At 38.0% G+C, this 18550-nt stretch carries 15 protein-coding genes; 6 read left to right on the forward strand and 9 right to left on the reverse strand.

The window, feature by feature from the left end; genetic code table 11:
• Positions 1-120: 120 nt before the first annotated feature.
• Genes ATCC51562_RS00005 through ATCC51562_RS00025 form a run of 5 tightly spaced genes read right to left on the reverse strand, consistent with a single transcriptional unit; the run spans position 121 to position 4609 of the window.
• Positions 121-1347, reverse strand: a complete 1227-nt coding sequence (locus tag ATCC51562_RS00005; RefSeq protein ID WP_021090406.1) for a toprim domain-containing protein — start codon at positions 1345-1347, stop codon at positions 121-123.
• Complete coding sequence (locus ATCC51562_RS00010; RefSeq protein WP_002952049.1) at positions 1344-1637, reverse strand: TrbM/KikA/MpfK family conjugal transfer protein; 294 nt, start codon at positions 1635-1637, stop codon at positions 1344-1346. The genes ATCC51562_RS00005 and ATCC51562_RS00010 overlap by 4 nt, the downstream gene beginning before the upstream one ends.
• A 10-nt stretch (positions 1638-1647) precedes the next feature.
• Positions 1648-2634 (reverse strand): type IV secretion system protein, encoded by a 987-nt coding sequence (locus tag ATCC51562_RS00015; protein WP_002952050.1) that lies wholly within the window; start codon positions 2632-2634, stop codon positions 1648-1650.
• Entirely contained in the window at positions 2631-3245 is a 615-nt protein-coding gene (locus ATCC51562_RS00020) for a hypothetical protein (RefSeq protein WP_021090369.1), read from the reverse strand. Before ATCC51562_RS00020 ends, ATCC51562_RS00015 begins: the two co-directional genes overlap by 4 nt.
• Positions 3245-4609 (reverse strand): hypothetical protein, encoded by a 1365-nt coding sequence (locus ATCC51562_RS00025; protein ID WP_235044170.1) that lies wholly within the window; start codon positions 4607-4609, stop codon positions 3245-3247. The genes ATCC51562_RS00020 and ATCC51562_RS00025 overlap by 1 nt, the downstream gene beginning before the upstream one ends.
• Before the next feature lie 713 nt (positions 4610-5322).
• On the opposite strand from ATCC51562_RS00025, the gene ATCC51562_RS00030 reads away from it, so the two are divergent.
• Positions 5323-6477, forward strand: a complete 1155-nt coding sequence (locus ATCC51562_RS00030) for a tyrosine-type recombinase/integrase (protein WP_002953805.1) — start codon at positions 5323-5325, stop codon at positions 6475-6477.
• A 226-nt stretch (positions 6478-6703) separates the two neighbouring features.
• Positions 6704-7618, forward strand: coding sequence for a pseudouridine synthase family protein (locus ATCC51562_RS00035; RefSeq protein WP_021090353.1), 915 nt, complete (start codon positions 6704-6706; stop codon positions 7616-7618).
• Positions 7619-7877: 259 nt separating this feature from the next.
• Here ATCC51562_RS00035 and rlmN read toward each other — a convergent pair whose 3' ends face one another.
• From rlmN to ATCC51562_RS00055, 4 genes are read right to left on the reverse strand one after another with little or no spacing between them, the layout of a single operon-like run.
• Positions 7878-9014 carry a 23S rRNA (adenine(2503)-C(2))-methyltransferase RlmN gene (gene rlmN, locus ATCC51562_RS00040; RefSeq protein ID WP_021090307.1) on the reverse strand — a complete coding sequence of 379 codons (1137 nt, stop codon included), beginning with the start codon at positions 9012-9014 and terminating at the stop codon, positions 7878-7880.
• Complete coding sequence (locus ATCC51562_RS00045; RefSeq protein ID WP_021090304.1) at positions 9011-9691, reverse strand: purine-nucleoside phosphorylase; 681 nt, start codon at positions 9689-9691, stop codon at positions 9011-9013. The genes rlmN and ATCC51562_RS00045 overlap by 4 nt, the downstream gene beginning before the upstream one ends.
• Entirely contained in the window at positions 9691-10446 is a 756-nt protein-coding gene (gene hisF / locus ATCC51562_RS00050) for an imidazole glycerol phosphate synthase subunit HisF (RefSeq protein WP_021090348.1), read from the reverse strand. Before hisF ends, ATCC51562_RS00045 begins: the two co-directional genes overlap by 1 nt.
• Positions 10443-13727: a DEAD/DEAH box helicase gene (locus tag ATCC51562_RS00055; RefSeq protein ID WP_021090384.1), complete on the reverse strand. Its 3285-nt coding sequence runs from the start codon at positions 13725-13727 to the stop codon at positions 10443-10445. The genes hisF and ATCC51562_RS00055 overlap by 4 nt, the downstream gene beginning before the upstream one ends.
• Positions 13728-13833: 106 nt before the next feature.
• On the opposite strand from ATCC51562_RS00055, the gene rsmA reads away from it, so the two are divergent.
• From rsmA to ATCC51562_RS00075, 4 genes are read left to right on the forward strand one after another with little or no spacing between them, the layout of a single operon-like run.
• Entirely contained in the window at positions 13834-14676 is an 843-nt protein-coding gene (gene rsmA / locus ATCC51562_RS00060; RefSeq protein ID WP_035167078.1) for a 16S rRNA (adenine(1518)-N(6)/adenine(1519)-N(6))-dimethyltransferase RsmA, read from the forward strand.
• Positions 14642-16771 carry a ribonuclease J gene (locus ATCC51562_RS00065; protein ID WP_181001531.1) on the forward strand — a complete coding sequence of 710 codons (2130 nt, stop codon included), beginning with the start codon at positions 14642-14644 and terminating at the stop codon, positions 16769-16771. The genes rsmA and ATCC51562_RS00065 overlap by 35 nt, the downstream gene beginning before the upstream one ends.
• 9 nt (positions 16772-16780) lie before the next feature.
• Positions 16781-17734, forward strand: a complete 954-nt coding sequence (locus ATCC51562_RS00070; RefSeq protein ID WP_021090338.1) for a KpsF/GutQ family sugar-phosphate isomerase — start codon at positions 16781-16783, stop codon at positions 17732-17734.
• 1 nt (position 17735) lies between these two features.
• Complete coding sequence (locus ATCC51562_RS00075; RefSeq protein WP_009295179.1) at positions 17736-18509, forward strand: pseudouridine synthase; 774 nt, start codon at positions 17736-17738, stop codon at positions 18507-18509.
• The last annotated feature ends 41 nt before the right edge of the window (positions 18510-18550 follow it).

Genomic DNA, 18550 nt, shown 5'->3' on the forward strand with positions numbered 1-18550 from the left:
AATCTCTATCAAACCCCCAAATAAAGGGGATAAGATATAAATTCCAAAAGCTTATATAAACCTTAAACTTCAAAAACCAGCTTAAATCTTGATTGCCCGAATTAATCAATATTCTATAAATCATATAGCCCTAGAATACTCCCTGCCGATTTTTTTTTCGACGAGATTAAGTCGCTTAAAGCATTCTCTCATTCCGGGCAGACGCTGCACCTTTGGGGCTATCTCTTTAAATTTTGAAGGATTAAATCTTAAAAGCTCATTTACGCGCTCATTCTTTGCGCAAGGCTCTAAAAAATCATATTTCTTTGATAAATACTCTACTTTCTTGCCAAGCTCGCTCAAAGGCTTTAAAATGTTTTCTTTACTAATATTGCGCGCTGCTAGCCCCAATGCTTTGCCGACTACCAAATCATCGTTAAAGTCCTTTAATATAGGCATTTGCCTGTCAGCATTCGGCACTATTTGCTCTACGATCTTGCCAAACTCTTTGCCGCGATCGTCATTATCGAACGCTAGCGTAAATTTTGCATCCGGGGCGAGCTTGCGAAGCGCTTTAATCGCATCTTTTTGCGATGTCGATATTTGCCCGTTGGTCGAGCATAGCAGCGTCTCTTGCAAATTTATCCCTTTCATCTCGCAAAACGATAGCGTGTCGATCATGCTCTCGCTGATTATTATATTTTTAAATTCTTTGGGGCTTTTATGTGCGTTATCGGCTTTTAAAATTTCTAGCCCCTTATTTCCGTTGCAAAGCTGTTTGATAGGCTTATCGTATGCTTTTCCTTGCGGATCGTGTGTTAAGGGCTTTGAGAGATAGCTTATCGTTCCGCTTTGCTTTAAAAACTCTTTCGTGCCGGCGTCCGTTTGCACTGACGTTAACGTGTACGTCGGTACGACCGCGTTTTGGTATTTACTGTCTTGTTTTAGGCTGCTAAATTGTGCCAATAGTTCTCCGCTTAGCTTCCTACGGCTAATTAAAAATGAATTTTTATCCGTCTTATCTAATTTTTTAAATTTTTCTATTATTTCATTATCGATTTTTTTAGTAGTTGCTTTTGGTATAGTATTGTTTTGTAACTCCTTTATATCTTTTATTTTGTCTTCGTCTATTAAATCTTTTACTTCTACTCCGCGATTTTTAGCGAAGCTGTAAATATTGCCCCGATCGGTACTGTCATTTGGATTAAAATATAAGTAGTGGCCGTTTGATTGGCGCGATACGACTATCGTATCTCCGTAGTCGTTCGTAAGCGTTTTGTAGTTACGGCTACTTTTGTCTCTTTTTTCAAAGTAGCCGTTATTTTTTAAAATTTCATCGAGCGCGAGCTCGACTAGATTTTCTTTCATCTTGGACACAGATCTAAAAATGCTTGTCTTTTTTGAGCCTGCTTATGCGCCTTTTTAGCCGTAATCGAATAGTACTTTTTAAGGCTTGCGGCGCACTCCGGCGGGCGAGTAGCGCTTGCGAGGCATAGCACCGCTTCGCATGCCAGTTTCTTATCGCCGGTAAATACGTCGCCGAGCTCTTTTGGAGCAGACGTCTTTGTCGCCGTATCCTTTGCGCTCGTCTCTTTTGCGGTCGCGCCGCTTGCCGCAAAAATTGCACCTACGATCAAACTAAAAACTAGTTTTTTCATTCTTTCCCCTTTATTTGAAATATACGAATTTTGGTAGTCCCAGCTCATCTTTCGGGAGCTGCTTGGTTTCTGGCTCAAATATGGCGTCGTTGCGCTTATATTCTACGACCGACTGATTAAAGCTCTCTTCGGTTAAATTTTTATTGCTGCCGCTTTCGTTTAGCTGCTTGCTAGTAGCCATCGTGCTGGTATAGTTGATATTCAGCTCGTATTGATGCTGCAAATTTTCTAAAATTTTAAGCAGTATCGAGTTCGTGAGGGCTTGAGCTTGCTTTTGGTTGTTTGGTTTGCTCAGCTGCTTTGAAAGCTGCTTTAAATCGTCGTTCATTTTCGCTTTTGAGTAAGGATTGGTCTTATCGTCGCTATGAAAGGTATCTTCAAAGGCTAACAAGGCGTTTGTTTTCTCGATATTATCCCTTTCTTGCAGGAATTTCTCGGCATTTTTTATGTTGTTGATTTGCGCTTGATAGTTCGCTCTTTGGATAGGATCGACGGCTTTATTCATCTGCTCGGTCAGCTCGTCTATGCTTTTGCTCAAATTTGCGCCGTCTCGCAATGCGTAAGTGCAGCGATTAACCTTGCTTTTGATTGAGCTCTTGGTTTTTCCTAGCGTCATTCCGAAAAATTGGCTATTATTTTCCAAAAACGAGCACGCGTTTTGCACTCTCGCTATATCGCCCATTATGTCATTGGGGATATTTTTGACGTTATCGTAGATACTTTGCATTTGACTGATCATGCTTTGCGCATCGCCTAGTATATCGTAGATGCTGTTCATATCTATGCCGAGCTCGGCCATCTGTTTTTCAAAATTTAGCGTATCTTTGACCATTTGCTCGTACTGCTTGATTTGCTCAGCATAGTCTTTTAGCGTTTGAGTATAGCCCATTACCGCTTGAGCTATCGCGGCCACGTCTATAACCGGAACGCCTCCTGCGTTTGCGCTGCTAAAAAATAGCGCCGTTGCCGCACCAATAGATATTAATGTTTTCTTCATATCTCTCTTCCTTTCTGCTCGGTATTTTCTTTTTTAGTTTCCTTTTCTGCCCATTTTTCGATGGTTTGTTCTAGCGTTTTGGTAGCGTTTGGATAGCTATACCTAAATCTATCGGTATCTATCGGCTTGCCCACCTCGTCTCCGTGTCTTCTTTTTACATCGATTTGCCCCTCTTGCAACTCTACGTAAAGCGGCGTTAATTTATCTATGCCTTTGTCTTTGTTGTCTTTAATTTTTTCGTATAACCTTGCTTCGTTATTCATGAGCTCTAGCTCGTTTTGTAGCTGCCTGAAAAGGAGCGGGTTTTCCTTTTCGAATTTGGTTTGAAATTTTTCGTCGTCCTTGTGCGGGGTCATCACTTTTTTGTTGTTATCCTCGTTTATTTCCCACTTTCCCCTCTTGTCCTGCTTATCTTCGAGTCCTTGTATCTCTCTGGCTGCATCTAGGTACTTTTTTGCCCTTTGTTCGTCGTGCTCGCACGCTAGGGCTAGGCTAAAATTTAAGTCTATAAAGCTCTTTCTTAGGCTCAAAAAATCGTTTTCGCTTTTGACATAATTTTCCAAGTCACCCTCAATCACGTTTCTTCTTTGTTTTGGCGTTATATTGCTCATTATAGGCTCCTGCCTCTGTCATTTTCATTTTCTTGCCCTTTGGCCTTGTTTAAAATTTTGTCTTTGGTCTGCACTAGCGTATCGTTTACCTTTTGATAAAATTTAGGGTAGCTGTCTTTAAAATTCGGCGTTTCTTTTTCGATGTCACCCATCATCTTTTTTAGCTTTTCGTATCCTTTGACGTCAAGCCCTTTTTTGGTTTCTTTTTCATAGGTCGTTTGTAATTTAGCGTAATTAGCCCGCTCGTTCTCCATCTCTTTAAAACCGCCTTTGACTTTTTTGCGTTGCGTATAGACCTCTTTTACCAAATCGCCGACAGCCTCTTTAAATTTAGGACTGTCAAAGGCTAGATCAAGCTTTTCTTGGCGCTGACGATCTTTGGCGATGCTTTCTTCTTTACCCTGTTTTAGCATCATCTCAAGGCTTCTGTCCATCTCTTGCAGCGCGGTTATAATGCCGTTTATCCCATCGCTATTCATTAGGTTGTCGATCGATTTTTGAAAATTCGCTTCAAGCTTCGATTGCTTATCTTTGAGGTCTTCGAGCTCCTTTTCGTGCTGCATTTCTAGCTCGTCGGCTCTCTTATTCCAGTCTTCTTGCTCTGCGCCGTTTTCTCTGCCCGGCTGTGGTTCGTTTTGCTCGGGGCTTGGCTCTTTTTCTTCCCCTTTTTCCTTTTTGGCGATTTGCTCTTCTTTTGCCTTGATTTGCTCTTCTATTTTTTCTTTCTCTTTTAAAATTTGCAGACTCTCTTTTAAGGACTCATTTTTTTCTACGCCGTCCAATCTGTCTTTTACGAATTCTCTTTTTGCTTTCGGGCTTTTAAATTCGTCCAACTCCGCCTGTCTTTCCCTGATTCTCGTATCTAACAGCTCTTTTTCGCCTAGTATTTCTACGGCTTGCTGCGCGTCTTTGCTTAAATTTGCAGCTCCCGTTACTTCGTAGGCAAATTTTTTGTTAATGTCTCGTATGGTGTATTCTTTGCCGTTGTCGAAGTCCTCTTTTAAGTCCATATTCATTTCTCTTAGGGTGAGCTCTTTTATTTCGGTCACATCCCTTAGACTCATATTGGTTTTATAAATATCGTTGATCGCTTCTTGAACCTTGCTATCGTCGTCCGTTCCGTATGCGGTATAAAATTCTCTTACGCAAGCTACTGCGCTTGTTTCGCTGCTTTTAAACAACCCGGTGTTTTCTATGGCTTCTCGACAATCTAAAATTTTGTCTCTCGTGTCGTCTATATCTTTATTTTGCGTTTGCGGCTCGTTTTCTTCCCCTTTATGTATACTCGAAGCTGTAAGCGTCTGTTCGTCCTCGCTTAAATATGCCCATTCAGCCATTTGCTCTTGCGTCAGCTCTTCTGCCACCTTAAATCCTTTTGCTAGATTATTTTTCATCAGTCTATCATTTGTTAAATTTAAAAAACTTTTAAAAAGTGATATATAAAAAATCGAAAAATGCTAAAATTCAAAAACGCTCACAAATGCCTTTTAAATGCTCTACAATCAAAAATAAGCTTTTTCCCCTATTTCTTTCTTATTTTTTATCTATGCGGCTTTAATAGCCTTTAAAATCGTTTTAGCTTCTAATTTAAAATTTTCTCATCGCATTAAGTAATAATTCTTTAAAATTTCCTCTCTGCATATATAAATATATTTTTAAGAAAAATTTAAGTTATCTAAAATTTAATTAAAATTCTAAAAATTTAAATTTTCAGCAACACAGACTCTATCTAAATTTTATTTTTTCCCTTTTTTAAATTTGTTTTTTACACTATGGTAAGGGCGGGCGAGATTTTGTAAAAGCTTAAACTTTTTATGTAACTTTTACTTAATTGAATTAATGGCGATAACGATTTTGTTTTATGAGTATTTTATTATATAAAACTTAAAAATAAAAATTAATTATTAGCGAGATTTTGTAAAAAATCGCTTTTCTTAATTGATTTTTTGCTTGTTTTGAGAATTTCAATCTCCGTAAAATCGCACTTTAAGCAAAAAATTTTTATTTCAAAAAATTTTAACCTTAAAGGCGGCGACTTTTCGCTTACTTTTAATTAAATTTTGATAAAGTTACTCGTATGAAAAATTTAGAAAAAAATAAAAATATCTACGTGCAACACGGACGTTTTTATATCGATTGTCAAAGGGACGGCGTTAGAATTCGCCGTGCTACGGGTCTTAAAAAGTCACCTTTGGCGTTTGATTTCGTTCGTAAAAATTACGATTTATTTCTCGGCTCTAAATCCGATATCGCGGAGGCTAAACGCCGGTATCGCGAACTCGAGGACTTACAAACCGACAGGCTCCTTAGAAAAGGGGAGAAAGACGCCGGCGCTATTAAAAATTCTAGTGAGTTTAGCTTTGATAGCGTGATCGATCGTCTCCTTGCCGAGAAGTCGTTTTTAAAGGATAAAACTAGGCGGCTTTACGTGATTATGAGCCATACGATCACGGAATTTTTAAACACTAATGGTATCTTCTACCTAGCCGATTTTGAGAGGTATCACAGCGTAGAATTCGTTAAATTTTGTAAGAATAAAGGATTAAAGGATAGCTCTATTAGCGGCTATTGCTCCTTTTTTAAGATGATTTTTCGATATGCCGTAAGTAATGACATAATCTCCAAAAATCCGTTTTTTATCCCTAGATTTAAGCAACACCTCGATGAATTGGAGGATGAAAAATTTCCGCCGTTTAGCCTTGATGAAATTTTGAAACTCATTAAAAACGCCGACGACGAGCTGCGGCTGTTTTTGGTCGTGGCGTTCTTTACTGGCGCTCGAACCGGTGAAATTTTAGCTCTTACTTTCGGCGATCTAGACTTTGAAAATAGGCAAATCCGGATAAATAAAACGCTTTCGGACGTCGGCATCGTGGATTCGCCGAAAACTAAATCCAGCAACCGCACGATCGATATGCTGCAAATCGTCTATAATGAACTCATAAAGCTTGATAGCGGCGACAAAAGCCAGCGGATTTTTAGGCTTTCTCGGTCTATGATGCGGCTTAAATTTAATGATTTGCAAGTAAAACTTGGTTACAATACTCGCAGGCTTTATGATACTAGACACTCCTTTGCTTCCGTCATGCTGAGCCGCGGCGAGGAACCTATGTGGGTGGGCTGTAAAATGATGGGGCATAAGGACTTGAACGAGACTTATCGCTCCTATGCGAAGTATCTGCCGAAAGAAGTTAAACAAAGGGCGGTTTTTTTAAATGATATCGTCATTTAAAATTTAATATTAGACATCTTATTTTAAAAAATATGTTATAATAAGATTAAATTTTACTAAAAATAGATTAAAATTTTACTTCTTTTAATGGGTAAAAACGCCGTTTTTACGGCACTGCGACTTATAAAATTTAAGTTTGGATTATATAAAATCCGTGCTGAAATGTCGGTTATATGCTTATAAATTTGTGCTTAAGATAGCTTACTCATTTTTAAAAGGATTACCTTTGCCCTACGTAAATAGATTTATTGCCACTACAAACAAACAAAAAGCGTATGAAATTTTAATGAAAACTGGCTTTAGCATGAGAGAAGCGCAACGCCTCATAGATAAAGGTAGGCTGATATGTGGCGGTAGTGTCGTGAGTGAGAAAAATGCCATTTTGTGTGGCGATATTTTTTTGATCGACTATGAGGCGGAGCCAAAGGGACTTAAGCCGATCTTTGAGTGTGAGAGCTTTGCGGTATTTGACAAGCCAAGTGGAGTGCTGAGTCACCCAAATGGCAGACACTGTGAGTACTCGCTAAATGATGAAATTTATACGCTTTTTGGACGAGATGCGAGCGTGGCACATAGGCTTGATTTTGAGACGAGCGGCGTGATAGTCGTGGGCAAAGATAGAAATTCTACGATTAAACTAAAGAAAATTTTTGAAAATAGAGAGGTTTCTAAAAGCTACGTCGCGATGGTACAAGGCAAGATCGAGCGAGAATTTACTATCGATGCCAAAATGGATCTAGCGAACAACTACGACGATGTGAAAATGCGAATGCAAATTTGTGAAAATGGCAAGAGTGCGGTGACTAAAATTTTGCCGATCAAATATTTTGACGACATCGATACGACTTTGGTTCAGGCTATCCCACTCACTGGCAGGCAGCATCAGATTCGCTTACATTTGTTTCATGTGAAACACAAGATACTTGGCGAACCACTTTATGGTTTGTCACGTCCACAGATCGAGAAAATTTTAGATAAAGAGATGAGCGAGCGTGAACGGATAAATTTAACTGGAGCAAAAAGGCTCTTGCTCCACTCAGATGAAATTTCTTTTAAATTTGATGAAATTTTTTATAACATAAAAAGCAAATTTGACGCTGAAAGCGAATTTTATAGATTTGCAAAAGAAGGTTTACTTTAGTCTAAAATTTTCTTTTTTTAATAAATCTTTACCTACTTTTGCCAAAGTTTATCGCTTTTAGATACCACAATAATAATTTTGTAGTTTATGTAATTAGTATTCTATTTTATTTCTTTATGTGAGCTAGATTTTTCTTAATGTTAAGGCTTAGAATTTATGCCTATCTTTTTCATCTTTTAAAACTTTTAAAATAAGCCCTAATCCAAGTAAAACCACAACAGCAACAAAGACTATTTCGGCTATATCAAGTGCACTCATTCTAACTCACACTGGCTTTACTATTATTTTCAAGCGACTGTCTTTTTAAATTTTTATCACTGACAATGGTTTTAAATTTTGCATTTTCATTGCGTTGTTTTAATTGCCCACAAGCTGCACTTATATCAAGTCCTTTGCTCTGTCTGATCGTGCAGGTGACGCCATGATCTCTTAGATATTCTTGAAATTTTAGCATGCTGGTAAGCTCAGGTCGTCCAAATTCACTGCCCTCATGTGGGTTAAAATATATAAGATTTACCTTCGCTTTTATACCATGAAGTAGTTTTACCAACTTTTTAGCATCACTCACGCTATCGTTTAAATCCTTGATAACAAGGTATTCAAACATCACACGCTTTCGCATATCAATAGGAAATCCTCTAACAGCATCCATAACAGCCTCGATATTATACGCCTTATTTATCGGCATTAGACGGCTTCTAAGCTCATTAGTAACAGCATGAAGCGATATAGCCAATAACACACCAAGATCCATCTCGCCAAGCTTTTTTATCTGGCTGCCAAGGCCACTAGTTGAAACGGTTTGACGACGCGGCGATATGGCTAGACCCTCGTTAAGAGCTAAAATTTTGATCGCTTTACTAACGTTAGTAAGATTATCGAGTGGCTCACCCATGCCCATATAAACGACATTTATGCGCCTCTCATATGGTATGTTATTCTCTCTTTTTATCCATAAAATTTGCCCTACGATCTCACCGGCAGTCAAATTTCTAACAAGTCCACCCTTTGCTGTTAGACAAAAAGCACATCCCATTTTACAGCCAACCTGCGAACTAACACAAACCGTATAACGAGCATGGCGACTGACCTTTCCATTCTCATCACTAATCTCCTCTTTCATCGGGAGTAAGACACTCTCTATCTTTAGCCCATCTTTTAGCTCAAAAAGATACTTGATCGAACCATCACTACTTTGCTCAAATTTTACACATTTTAAAGGATCGATATAAAATTTTTCAGCCAGATCTTGACGCATATCTTTAGGTAAATTTAGCATTTGGCTAAATTCGGTTGCATTTTTTTTATATATCCACTCGTAGATTTGTGTTGCTCTAAATGGTGGAGAAACTAACTCTTTTAGCTCATCAATACTAAGATCAAGCAAATTTATCACATATTTTCCTTTATATATTTTGTTAGAATTTTCTTGGCCTCTGCGTGATTTTTTATAAAATCAGTATGTGCATTTTTATTACAAAAATTTGTCGCTACGAAAATTCCATAAGCTGGAATTTTAAAAATTTGAGCTACTTTTAGAACAGAAAAAAACTCCATATTTTCTAAAAAATAGCCTTTTTCAAATATCTTATGAGCCAAATTTTTGTCTGTCGTTATGAAATTTGACGAATTTATTTTAATAGTTCCACGTGAAACGATAGAAGAAATTTCACACTCGATAGGCGAATAAGATCTATTTTCTACGCTAGAAATTTCAATATTTGCCCCAACCGAACTTTCATAAATTTGTAAAATTTCACCATCTTTATAAAGACCAGCTGAGCCAACGAAAACTATCTTTTCTGGCATCTGATATAAATTTCGTTCAGGATTTTTTGACAAATTTTGGCTTAGATTCTTTAGCTCTGGATTTGATGAGTTTGCAAATTTAGCCTCGATCTTTGCAAGATAGTGTAGATCGATATTTTTTAAATTTATACTCTTTTCATCCGCTCCAATACATGCTCGTTTCTGCAAAAATTTTGTCAAATTTATCGCCATATCAACTAGCCCCACACCCATTGGCAAAGCAAAGTCAAAGATTTCGTTTTTTCCAGCGGAGATAACTAACATCAGAGTCTAACCTCAACGCCATTTGCCTTGAGATACTCTTTTAGCTTTTTTATCTCGATTTCGCCAAAGTGAAATATCGAAGCTGCTAAACATGCATCAGCCCCGGCTTCAAAAGCCTCTTTAAAGTGCTCCATCTTACCAGCGCCGCCACTTGCGATAGTTGGTATAGAAAGCGTGCTAAATACCTTTGTTAGCTCAAGATTAAAGCCTTGTTTGACACCGTCATTATCCATGGACGTTAGTAATATCTCCCCCGCTCCGCGTAACTCAACCTCTTTAGCCCAAGAAAAGGCATCTTTTTTGGTATCAATCCTGCCACCATTTATAAAAACACTATAACCATTTTCAATCTTTTTAGCATCGATCGCCACTACAACACATTGCGAGCCAAATTTCTTAGCTGCCTCATCAATCAAATTTGGATCTTTTATCGCTGATGAATTTAAGCTTACTTTATCGCAGCCAGCATTTAAAAGGCGTGATATATCATCGATCGTACGTATACCTCCGCCAACTGTTAGTGGGATAAAAAGCTTACTTGCAACCTTTTTAACGACATCAACTATCGTATCACGCCCAAGATGAGAGGCAGTGATATCTAAAAAGCAAAGCTCATCAGCGCCCTCGTCATTGTATCTTTTAGCTATCTCGACAGGATCTCCAGCGTCAACAAGTCCTACGAAATTTACACCCTTTACAACTCTGCCATCTTTTACATCAAGGCATGGGATTATGCGTTTTGCAAAATGATTCAAATCTGTCCTTTATCTATTTTTCTAGCTGCTACCTCAAAATATGGCAAATTAGACCAATTTTCTCGGTTGCCAACTATATAAACAACCTCTTTTGCTCTTGTTAGTGCTACATTTAGTAAATTTGGCGTACTAGCAGCCCATGCTCTAGCACCTTTTGTAGCACCGCCAAGGACAAAGATAATAACATCGGCTTCTTTGCCTTGCATGGTGTGAATAGTACAGGCCTCTTTTAAATTTTTACAAACATCTTTAAAAGGTGTTATTATTTTAACGCTATCTTTTAGCTTGGCTAGCTTACTATCTAAAAGCTTTTTAACGATCATGCCTTCAGCTTTATTATAATTACCTATCCATTCATCACTACTAACATCAATCCATTCTGTTTTGATGTTAGGGTCACTAAGTTTACTTTCACTACTTCTACCAAGTATCATCATATCATCATATGTTGTTTCGTTTGAAATTTTAAACATAGGATCGGCACACCTTCTATGAACGATAAGTGGTGAACCAACCCAAATGGACTTACCCTCTCCTTTTATATATGTACCAATATTTTGTACTTTATCGGCTCGAAGTTGAACTGATGATTTTAGTAGATTAAACTCATCCTTTGCATCACAGTAGCGTAAAATAGCGTTATTTAAAGCTGGCGGTAATGTTACAACAGGCTCAAGTTGAAGTGGATCACCAACTACAACAGCCATGTTTGAACGAAGCAGTGCACCTAATGCGTTAGTTAAATTTACCTGCCCTGCTTCATCTATTAAGAGCAAACCTATATCGCCATTTAGTAGCTCTTTAAAAGTATTATTAAAAGATGCGAAAGTAGAACTAACAACTGGCGTTAGCAAAAACAATCCTTTTATTATTTCACGTCTATCTTTAGCTTCAAGCCCGTTTTTTTCAGCCATTTTTTCATCATTAAATATAACGCTAAGAGCTCGCAAATTTGTTCTAACAGCTTCTTTGCGAGCAAAGATAGTGGCTTTATGCAGATTAAGCGCTTCTTTAAAAAGCTTGATTCTTGACTTAAAAAGCTTCGTCTTGTGGGGTTTCTCATCAAGATCACGCTCCATCATAAATGGCATACTCTTTTGCATTCCTTCATTACTCTGATTAAAACTACCATTTAAAAAGCTATCAAGTTCTTCGCTTCTGCCAATTAATTTTTGACGTCTAACAAAGTCACCATTAAGTTTGTTGAGATGGTCTATCTTGGTGTTAAGTTCTAAAATTTTCTCTTCAAGCTGAGTTATTTTAGCTTTTAGTTCGTTTAATTTTGCTTCATTCTTCTCTTTATTTTCACTATTTTGCTTGCTTGCTTTCAAATTTTGCTCAGCTATTTGGCGATTTATCTCACTAACTTTTTGCGCTTCACTGTTATATTTTTCAAAAGCTTGTGTCTTTAAAATTTGCTGGAAAATAAAAAATGATGGCTTTATAGGCGCACTCAGATACTCTTGCAAAATTTCATTCTGACTAATAAGCTTTGTTAGCTCGTTAGCTTCAGCCACCTTTTGCTCTAGCTCATTTTTGCTCAAATCCAGTTCATCTATTAGTGGCCTTAAGAGCTCATCTATTTGCTTTGCTGAATTATAGTTATCAAGTCTTTTATCGATATTTATAAGCTCACTATTTATACTTTTTAGCTCCTCTTCTTTGATCCTGATCTCGCTAAAAAGTAGATTTACTTCATGTAGGGCTTGATTAAATTTCTCCTTTGCCTCGTCGTAATCATCAATTCCTTCGCCGGTAGCCAAGTATTTGCCAAGCCCCATTAAAAAGCCATCTTGTTCTATAAATTCTTTAAATTCTTTTGAAATATCTTCAAACTGACTATGCGTTTTTTCGATCTTTACGCCATTAATCGCATTAAAAACAAAATTTGACTTATTTTGCTTTGAGCCAAGAGGTATGCAAAAAAGCCCCCATGCAGGTTTTGAGATAAAAGATTTTTCTCCAAAATTTGTCTTTTCATCGGCCGAGAGAAGCCTTGTAGCTATAAATTTAAAATAATCAATCTCGCCTGCGTAACTACCGATGCTTTTTAGTTGGCTAAGCTCTTTACTTAAAATTTCAACCGCACCGTTATTGCAAGAGCTAACAACCATCTCATAGCCCTGGAGTTCTTTATTTAGAGTGAAATAAAGCACCTTATCGCTACTATCTCGAACTGGAGCAAAGATATCATGTCTACTCATTTGTGCAAGCTTTATCGCCCTAAGCGTAACAACTTCAGCCATTACGTCTTTTAAAAGCGTTGTTTTACCGGTTCCTGGAGCGCCATTTACGCTATAAATTCCACCACTTCTTTCTTTAAATTTTTTAATGATGTTATTAACAGCAATTTGCTGTGAGAAATTTAAAGCAAAGTCGCTAGCAAAGGCTGATCTTGGATACTCCTCTGCTTTAAAAAAATCTCTAACAAGCCTTTTATTTTGCTCATCTCTTACATCAAGTCTTTCAAATTTATTCTCACTGCCCTCGTCTAAAAATTGATCCGTTAGCTCGTGCGTCCTACCTGACTCGTAAAATTTGATAAGCAAATTTATATCATCTATAAAAAAGCTATTTAAAAGGCTATCATTTTCTTTAAAATTTGGATTTATGATCTTTACTTCAAGCCTTAAGAAATCATTACAAAATGGTGTTTTAAGTACACTTTTTAGCTCATCGTTTATAAGCTTTATATATTTGCCAAATTCCATTTTTTCTTTATAGATAGATAGCTTGTCTTTTATGCGCTCGCACTCTTTGCTAAAGTCACTTTGATTTATCTCTTTTAGATGATCTAGGCGAGCCATTGCCCAAGGAGCTGTTGGGATGAAAAGGTCATCAGATGAGTTTGGTGTAAAAAACGGAGTTAAATCATCATCTAAATCTACATCTTTTAAAGCAAAATTTTGATCATCTTTGCAAAATACTAAATCACCAGTAAGCTTAAATTTATAGCAAAACGCCTTATCAAAGCTCGTTTGCTCAGAGCGTAGCTCCTCTAAAACTTGCTCTTTTTCAAATTTTGAATTTGCAAGCTTTGAGATATAAATAGCAAGTAAGTCAGTCTCAAAAATACCACCATAAATTGAAATTTCTATACCATTTTTTAAAAGCGAGCTATCAAATGCCCTTAAAATTTGTAGAAATTTCTCATCAAAATTTGCGATCTCAAGGTCTATTGATTTTTTAAATTTGGTATTTGTCTTTTTTGGCTCATCTAAGGTTTTCGGCTCTAAATATTGTGATAATAAAAAGTATTTTAAGGTATTTGCTTTGCTCAAATTTATGCCTTATTTTATTGTTATTTAGTGATTATAGTCCATTTTATATATGATTAAACTAAACTTGTAATCATTGTATAAGTAATTTTTGGCTAATATCGCGGCTATGATAAAGGCAAAAAAGCACTTTGGACAGAATTTTTTACAGGACAAAGCGACACTAGATAAGATCATCCAAGCGATACCCAATGACGTAGCAAACGTCATTGAGATTGGGCCTGGCTTAGGTGATTTGACATTTAGACTTTTGCAAATTTATAAGACAACCTGTTTTGAGATAGATTGTGAGCTGTTTCAAATTTTAAAGGCCAAATTTGCAAATGAGATCCAAAATGGACAATTAAAACTTTTTTGTAAAGATGCATTAGAGCAATGGCAACAAGAGGGCGGACTAAGTAGCGAGAACTACTTTTTGGTCGCAAATTTGCCCTATTACGTTGCGACGAAGATGATACTAAATGCGATAGATGACGAAAAATGCCTTGGGCTTATCGTGATGATACAAAAAGAGGTTGCTCTTAAATTTAGTGCAAAGAGTAAGGATAAAGAATTTAGCGCTTTATCGATCCTCGCTTCACTCCAAGGCAGATGTGAGCTTTTGTTTGACGTGGATGCAAAGCTTTTTAATCCACCTCCAAAGGTCACATCTTCAGTCATCAAACTACAAAAAACAAAAAAGATTTTTGGCAAAGACGGGATTTTCAAAGATGCAAAACAATACGAGGCTTTTAAAGCATTTTTAAGAGCTGTATTTGCTTCGCCAAGAAAGACGCTTTTGAAAAATTTATCTACAAATTTTGACAAAAATGCGTTAGAAGAAATTTTTGAAAGCCTAGCTTTAAACCAAAATTTGCGTCCACACGAGCTAGATGTCGATTCTTATCTAAAAGTATTTGAAAGATTAAAGGAAGATAATGAACGACAAAAACGAAGAGAAAGTTGTAACTAACCAAAGCAAAAACAACAAAAGACGAAGATTTAGACCAAAAAATAAACCAAAACAAGAGGGCGAAACTACCGAGCAAGCTTCGCTAGCAAGTAAAAGCGTGATAGATAACTTCTTTGCAGCAGAGCAGGCTGAAGCTGAAACGCACACCGAGCCAAAGAGCCAAAATCCTCGCCCAAAAAAGCCAAGAAATAACAAAAATCAAAACAAAAATAGCGAAAACAATAAGCCAAAAGAGCAAAAACAAGAATCGCAAGAAACAAAAACCAAAACGCAAGAACAAAAAGATAAGCCAAAAAAGGCTAAAAAGCCAAAGAAAAATTTACCAGCCAAGCTAAACGGCAATGAACAATGGCAGCAAGATATCGCAAGTGCAATGGTGGCAAACAAGGCCGTTCACGAGCTTCGTCTAGAGCCGATGAAGTATCTAAACTCAAGTGAGCATAAAATTCGTATAACGCCACTTGGCGGTCTTGGTGAGATCGGCGGCAATATGACGATATTTGAGACCGATACGAGCGCGATCATCGTTGATATCGGCATGAGCTTTCCAAGCGAGAGTATGCACGGCGTGGATATCCTCATCCCAGACTTTGACTATGTTAGAAAAATAAAAGATAAAATAAAAGGCGTCATCATCACTCACGCGCACGAGGATCACATCGGCGCAGTACCATATTTTTACAAAGAGTTTAAATTTCCAATTTACGCTACGCCTTTGCCACTTGGTATGATAAATAACAAATTTGAAGAGCACGGCTTAAAGCAAGAGCGCTCACTTTTCCGCTCTGTCGAAAAAAGAAAGCCATATCTAATAGGCGACTTTGAGGTTGAGTGGATACACATAACTCACTCTATCATCGATGCTAGCGCTCTAGCCATCACGACAAAGGCGGGCACCATCATCCACACGGGCGACTTTAAGATCGACCACACGCCGATAGATGGCTATCCAACTGACCTTGGCAGACTTGCATACTACGGTGAAAGAGGCGTATTATGCCTAATGAGCGATAGTACGAATAGCTACCGAGAAGGATTTACTAAAAGCGAAAGCAGTGTTGGCAAGACCTTTGATGCAATATTCTCAAAGGCCAAAGGTCGCGTCATTATGAGCACATTTAGCTCAAACATCCACCGCGTTTATCAGGCGATCGAGTGGGGGCTAAAATACAACCGCAAAGTCTGTGTCATCGGTAGATCAATGGAGAGAAATTTATATACTGCAATGGAGCTTGGCTACATCAAGCTTGATAAGAAAATTTTCATCGACGCTAACGAGGTTGGCAAATTTAAAGATAACGAAGTGCTGATCGTTACCACAGGCTCTCAGGGTGAGACTATGAGCGCACTCTACCGAATGGCTACCGACGAGCACAAATACATCAAAATAAAGCCAACCGATCAGATAATAATCAGCTCAAAGGCGATCCCTGGCAATGAAAGCAGTATCTCAACTGTATTAAATTTCCTAATAAAATCAGGCGCAAGCGTCGCTTACCAAGACTTTAGCGAGATCCACGTCAGCGGTCACGCAGCACAAGAAGAGCAAAAGCTGATGCTACGTCTTATAAAACCAAAATTTTTCTTGCCAGTGCATGGCGAATACAATCACATCGCAAAGCACAAAGAGACAGCTATAAGCTGCGGCGTAGACGAGAGAAACATCTATCTAATGAGTGATGGCGATCAAATGGAGATCTGTCAAAAATACTTAAAACGTGTAAAAACGGTAAAAACCGGCAAAGTCTTCATAGACAATCAAATAAATAAACAAATATCAGACGATGTCGTGATCGACAGACAAAATCTTGCTGAAGCAGGTGTCGTCATGATAATCGCTCAAATTTCACGTCATGGCGCAAAGCTTATAAACAAGCCTCGTGTTATTAGCTACGGACTTGTGGGTAACAAGCAAGATGCGGAGTTTAGCAAAGAGATGCAAGAAATTTTGACGCAGTTTTTAAGCAACGTCAAAGAGGAGCTTTTAAAAGATGGTAGATTGCTTGAGTCACAAGTGCGCCAAGTGATCAGAAAGCATATCTTTAGAAAGGTCAAAAAGTACCCAACCATCGTGCCAATTATCTATCTAATGTAAGGGAAATTTATGCAGACAATCAACCAAATCGCAGCCGAAGTTTTAAAGATAGAAGCAAACGAGCTTTTAAGACATGCTAAAAACTTAGAGATAGAATATGCTGTAAATTTGATATTTAATACAAAAGGCAAGGTCATAGTCACAGGTGTAGGCAAGAGCGGTCATGTAGGCGCAAAGATCGCCGCTACGCTTGCAAGTACTGGCACGCCAAGCTTTTTCTTGCATCCAACAGAGGCTATGCACGGCGACCTTGGCATGATAGAAAAAGATGATGTTTTGTTAGCCATTAGCTTTAGTGGCGAAAGCGATGAGCTTATCAAAATTTTACCTCATGTAAAGCGCTTTGGCGTAAAGATCGTCGCAATGGCAAGGAGCAAAACAAGTTCACTTGGTAAATTTAGTGATGCATTTATTAGCATAGATGTAGAGAAAGAGGCCTGCCCACTAAACGCTGCTCCAACAGCATCAACTACGCTAACGTTAGCTCTTGGCGATGCGTTGGCTGTTTGTTTGATGCAAAGGCGAGGCTTTAAAAAAGAGGACTTTGCAAATTTTCATCCAGGTGGCAGCCTTGGCAAGAGGCTATTTTTAAAGGTAAAAGATGTGATGAGAAGCGAAAATTTACCGATAGTTCGCTGGAATGCAAGCCTAAAAAAAGCAATCGATACTATGACGCATGGCAAACTTGGCACGGTTCTTATCGTCGATAAAGATGGTGTGTTAAATGCTATTTTAAGCGACGGCGATCTTAGACGTGCACTTATGCGAGAGGACTTTGACCTAGACGAGCCAGCAATGAAATTTGCAACCTTACATCCAAAAGAGATAAACGACAAGGAAATGTTAGCTGTGGATGCGTTAGCTTTGATAGAAAAATATAAAATTCAGCTTCTGGCCGTTGTAGAAAATGGCGTACCTGTGGGTGTTTTACACATCCATGACCTTGCAAATTTAGGACTATAAAATGGAAAAAACAAGACTAAATAAATTTATCTCACATAACACAAATTACTCACGCCGTGAGGCAGATGAGCTGATAAAAGCTGGTAAGGTTAGCATAGCAGGACGAGTGGTTAGCGACCTTGCCACAAGCGTGGATGAAGATGACAAAGTACGTATAAATGGTCGTTTGATAAAGCTAAAAAAGGAATTTACTGTTATCGTTTATCATAAACAAAAGGGTGAGCTTGTTAGTAAAAAAGATGACCGCGGACGAAAGACGATCTATGATACGCTAGATAAGAAATTTGCAAAATTTGTTAGCGTAGGACGCTTAGACTATGCAAGTGAAGGGCTACTTTTACTAACTGACGCCCCAGCGATCGCCACAGCTTTGATGAATAGCGACTTAGAGCGCGAATACTATCTAAAAGTAAAAGGTGAAGTGACAAAAGAGGTAATTGAGGCGATGACAAATGGCTTTTTCGCCAAGGATGCTACCAAAGGTGCACATGCAAAAACTACTATAAAATCAATGGAATTTAAGCCATTTCTAGCCTATAAAGTCTTTGGCTCAAGCGGTGGCTATACAAAACTAAAGGTCATCATCAACGAGGGGCAAAATAGGGAGCTTCGCCGCTTCTTTGGATACTTTGACCTTGAAGTGATGGATCTAAAAAGGGTTAGCTTTGGACGCGTTAGCCTTGATATGCTAAAGCCTGGCAAATGGCGCTACTTCGAAAATAGCGAATATGAAGACCTAAGAGACTTTTTAAAAGTTAATAACGTTAGATACTAACTTAGGCTTGTTTCTCTAACAAAGAGGCAAGCCAAACCACA

Source organism: Campylobacter concisus ATCC 51562, assembly GCF_000466745.1.
Taxonomy (GTDB): Bacteria; Campylobacterota; Campylobacteria; order Campylobacterales; family Campylobacteraceae; genus Campylobacter_A; species Campylobacter_A concisus_B.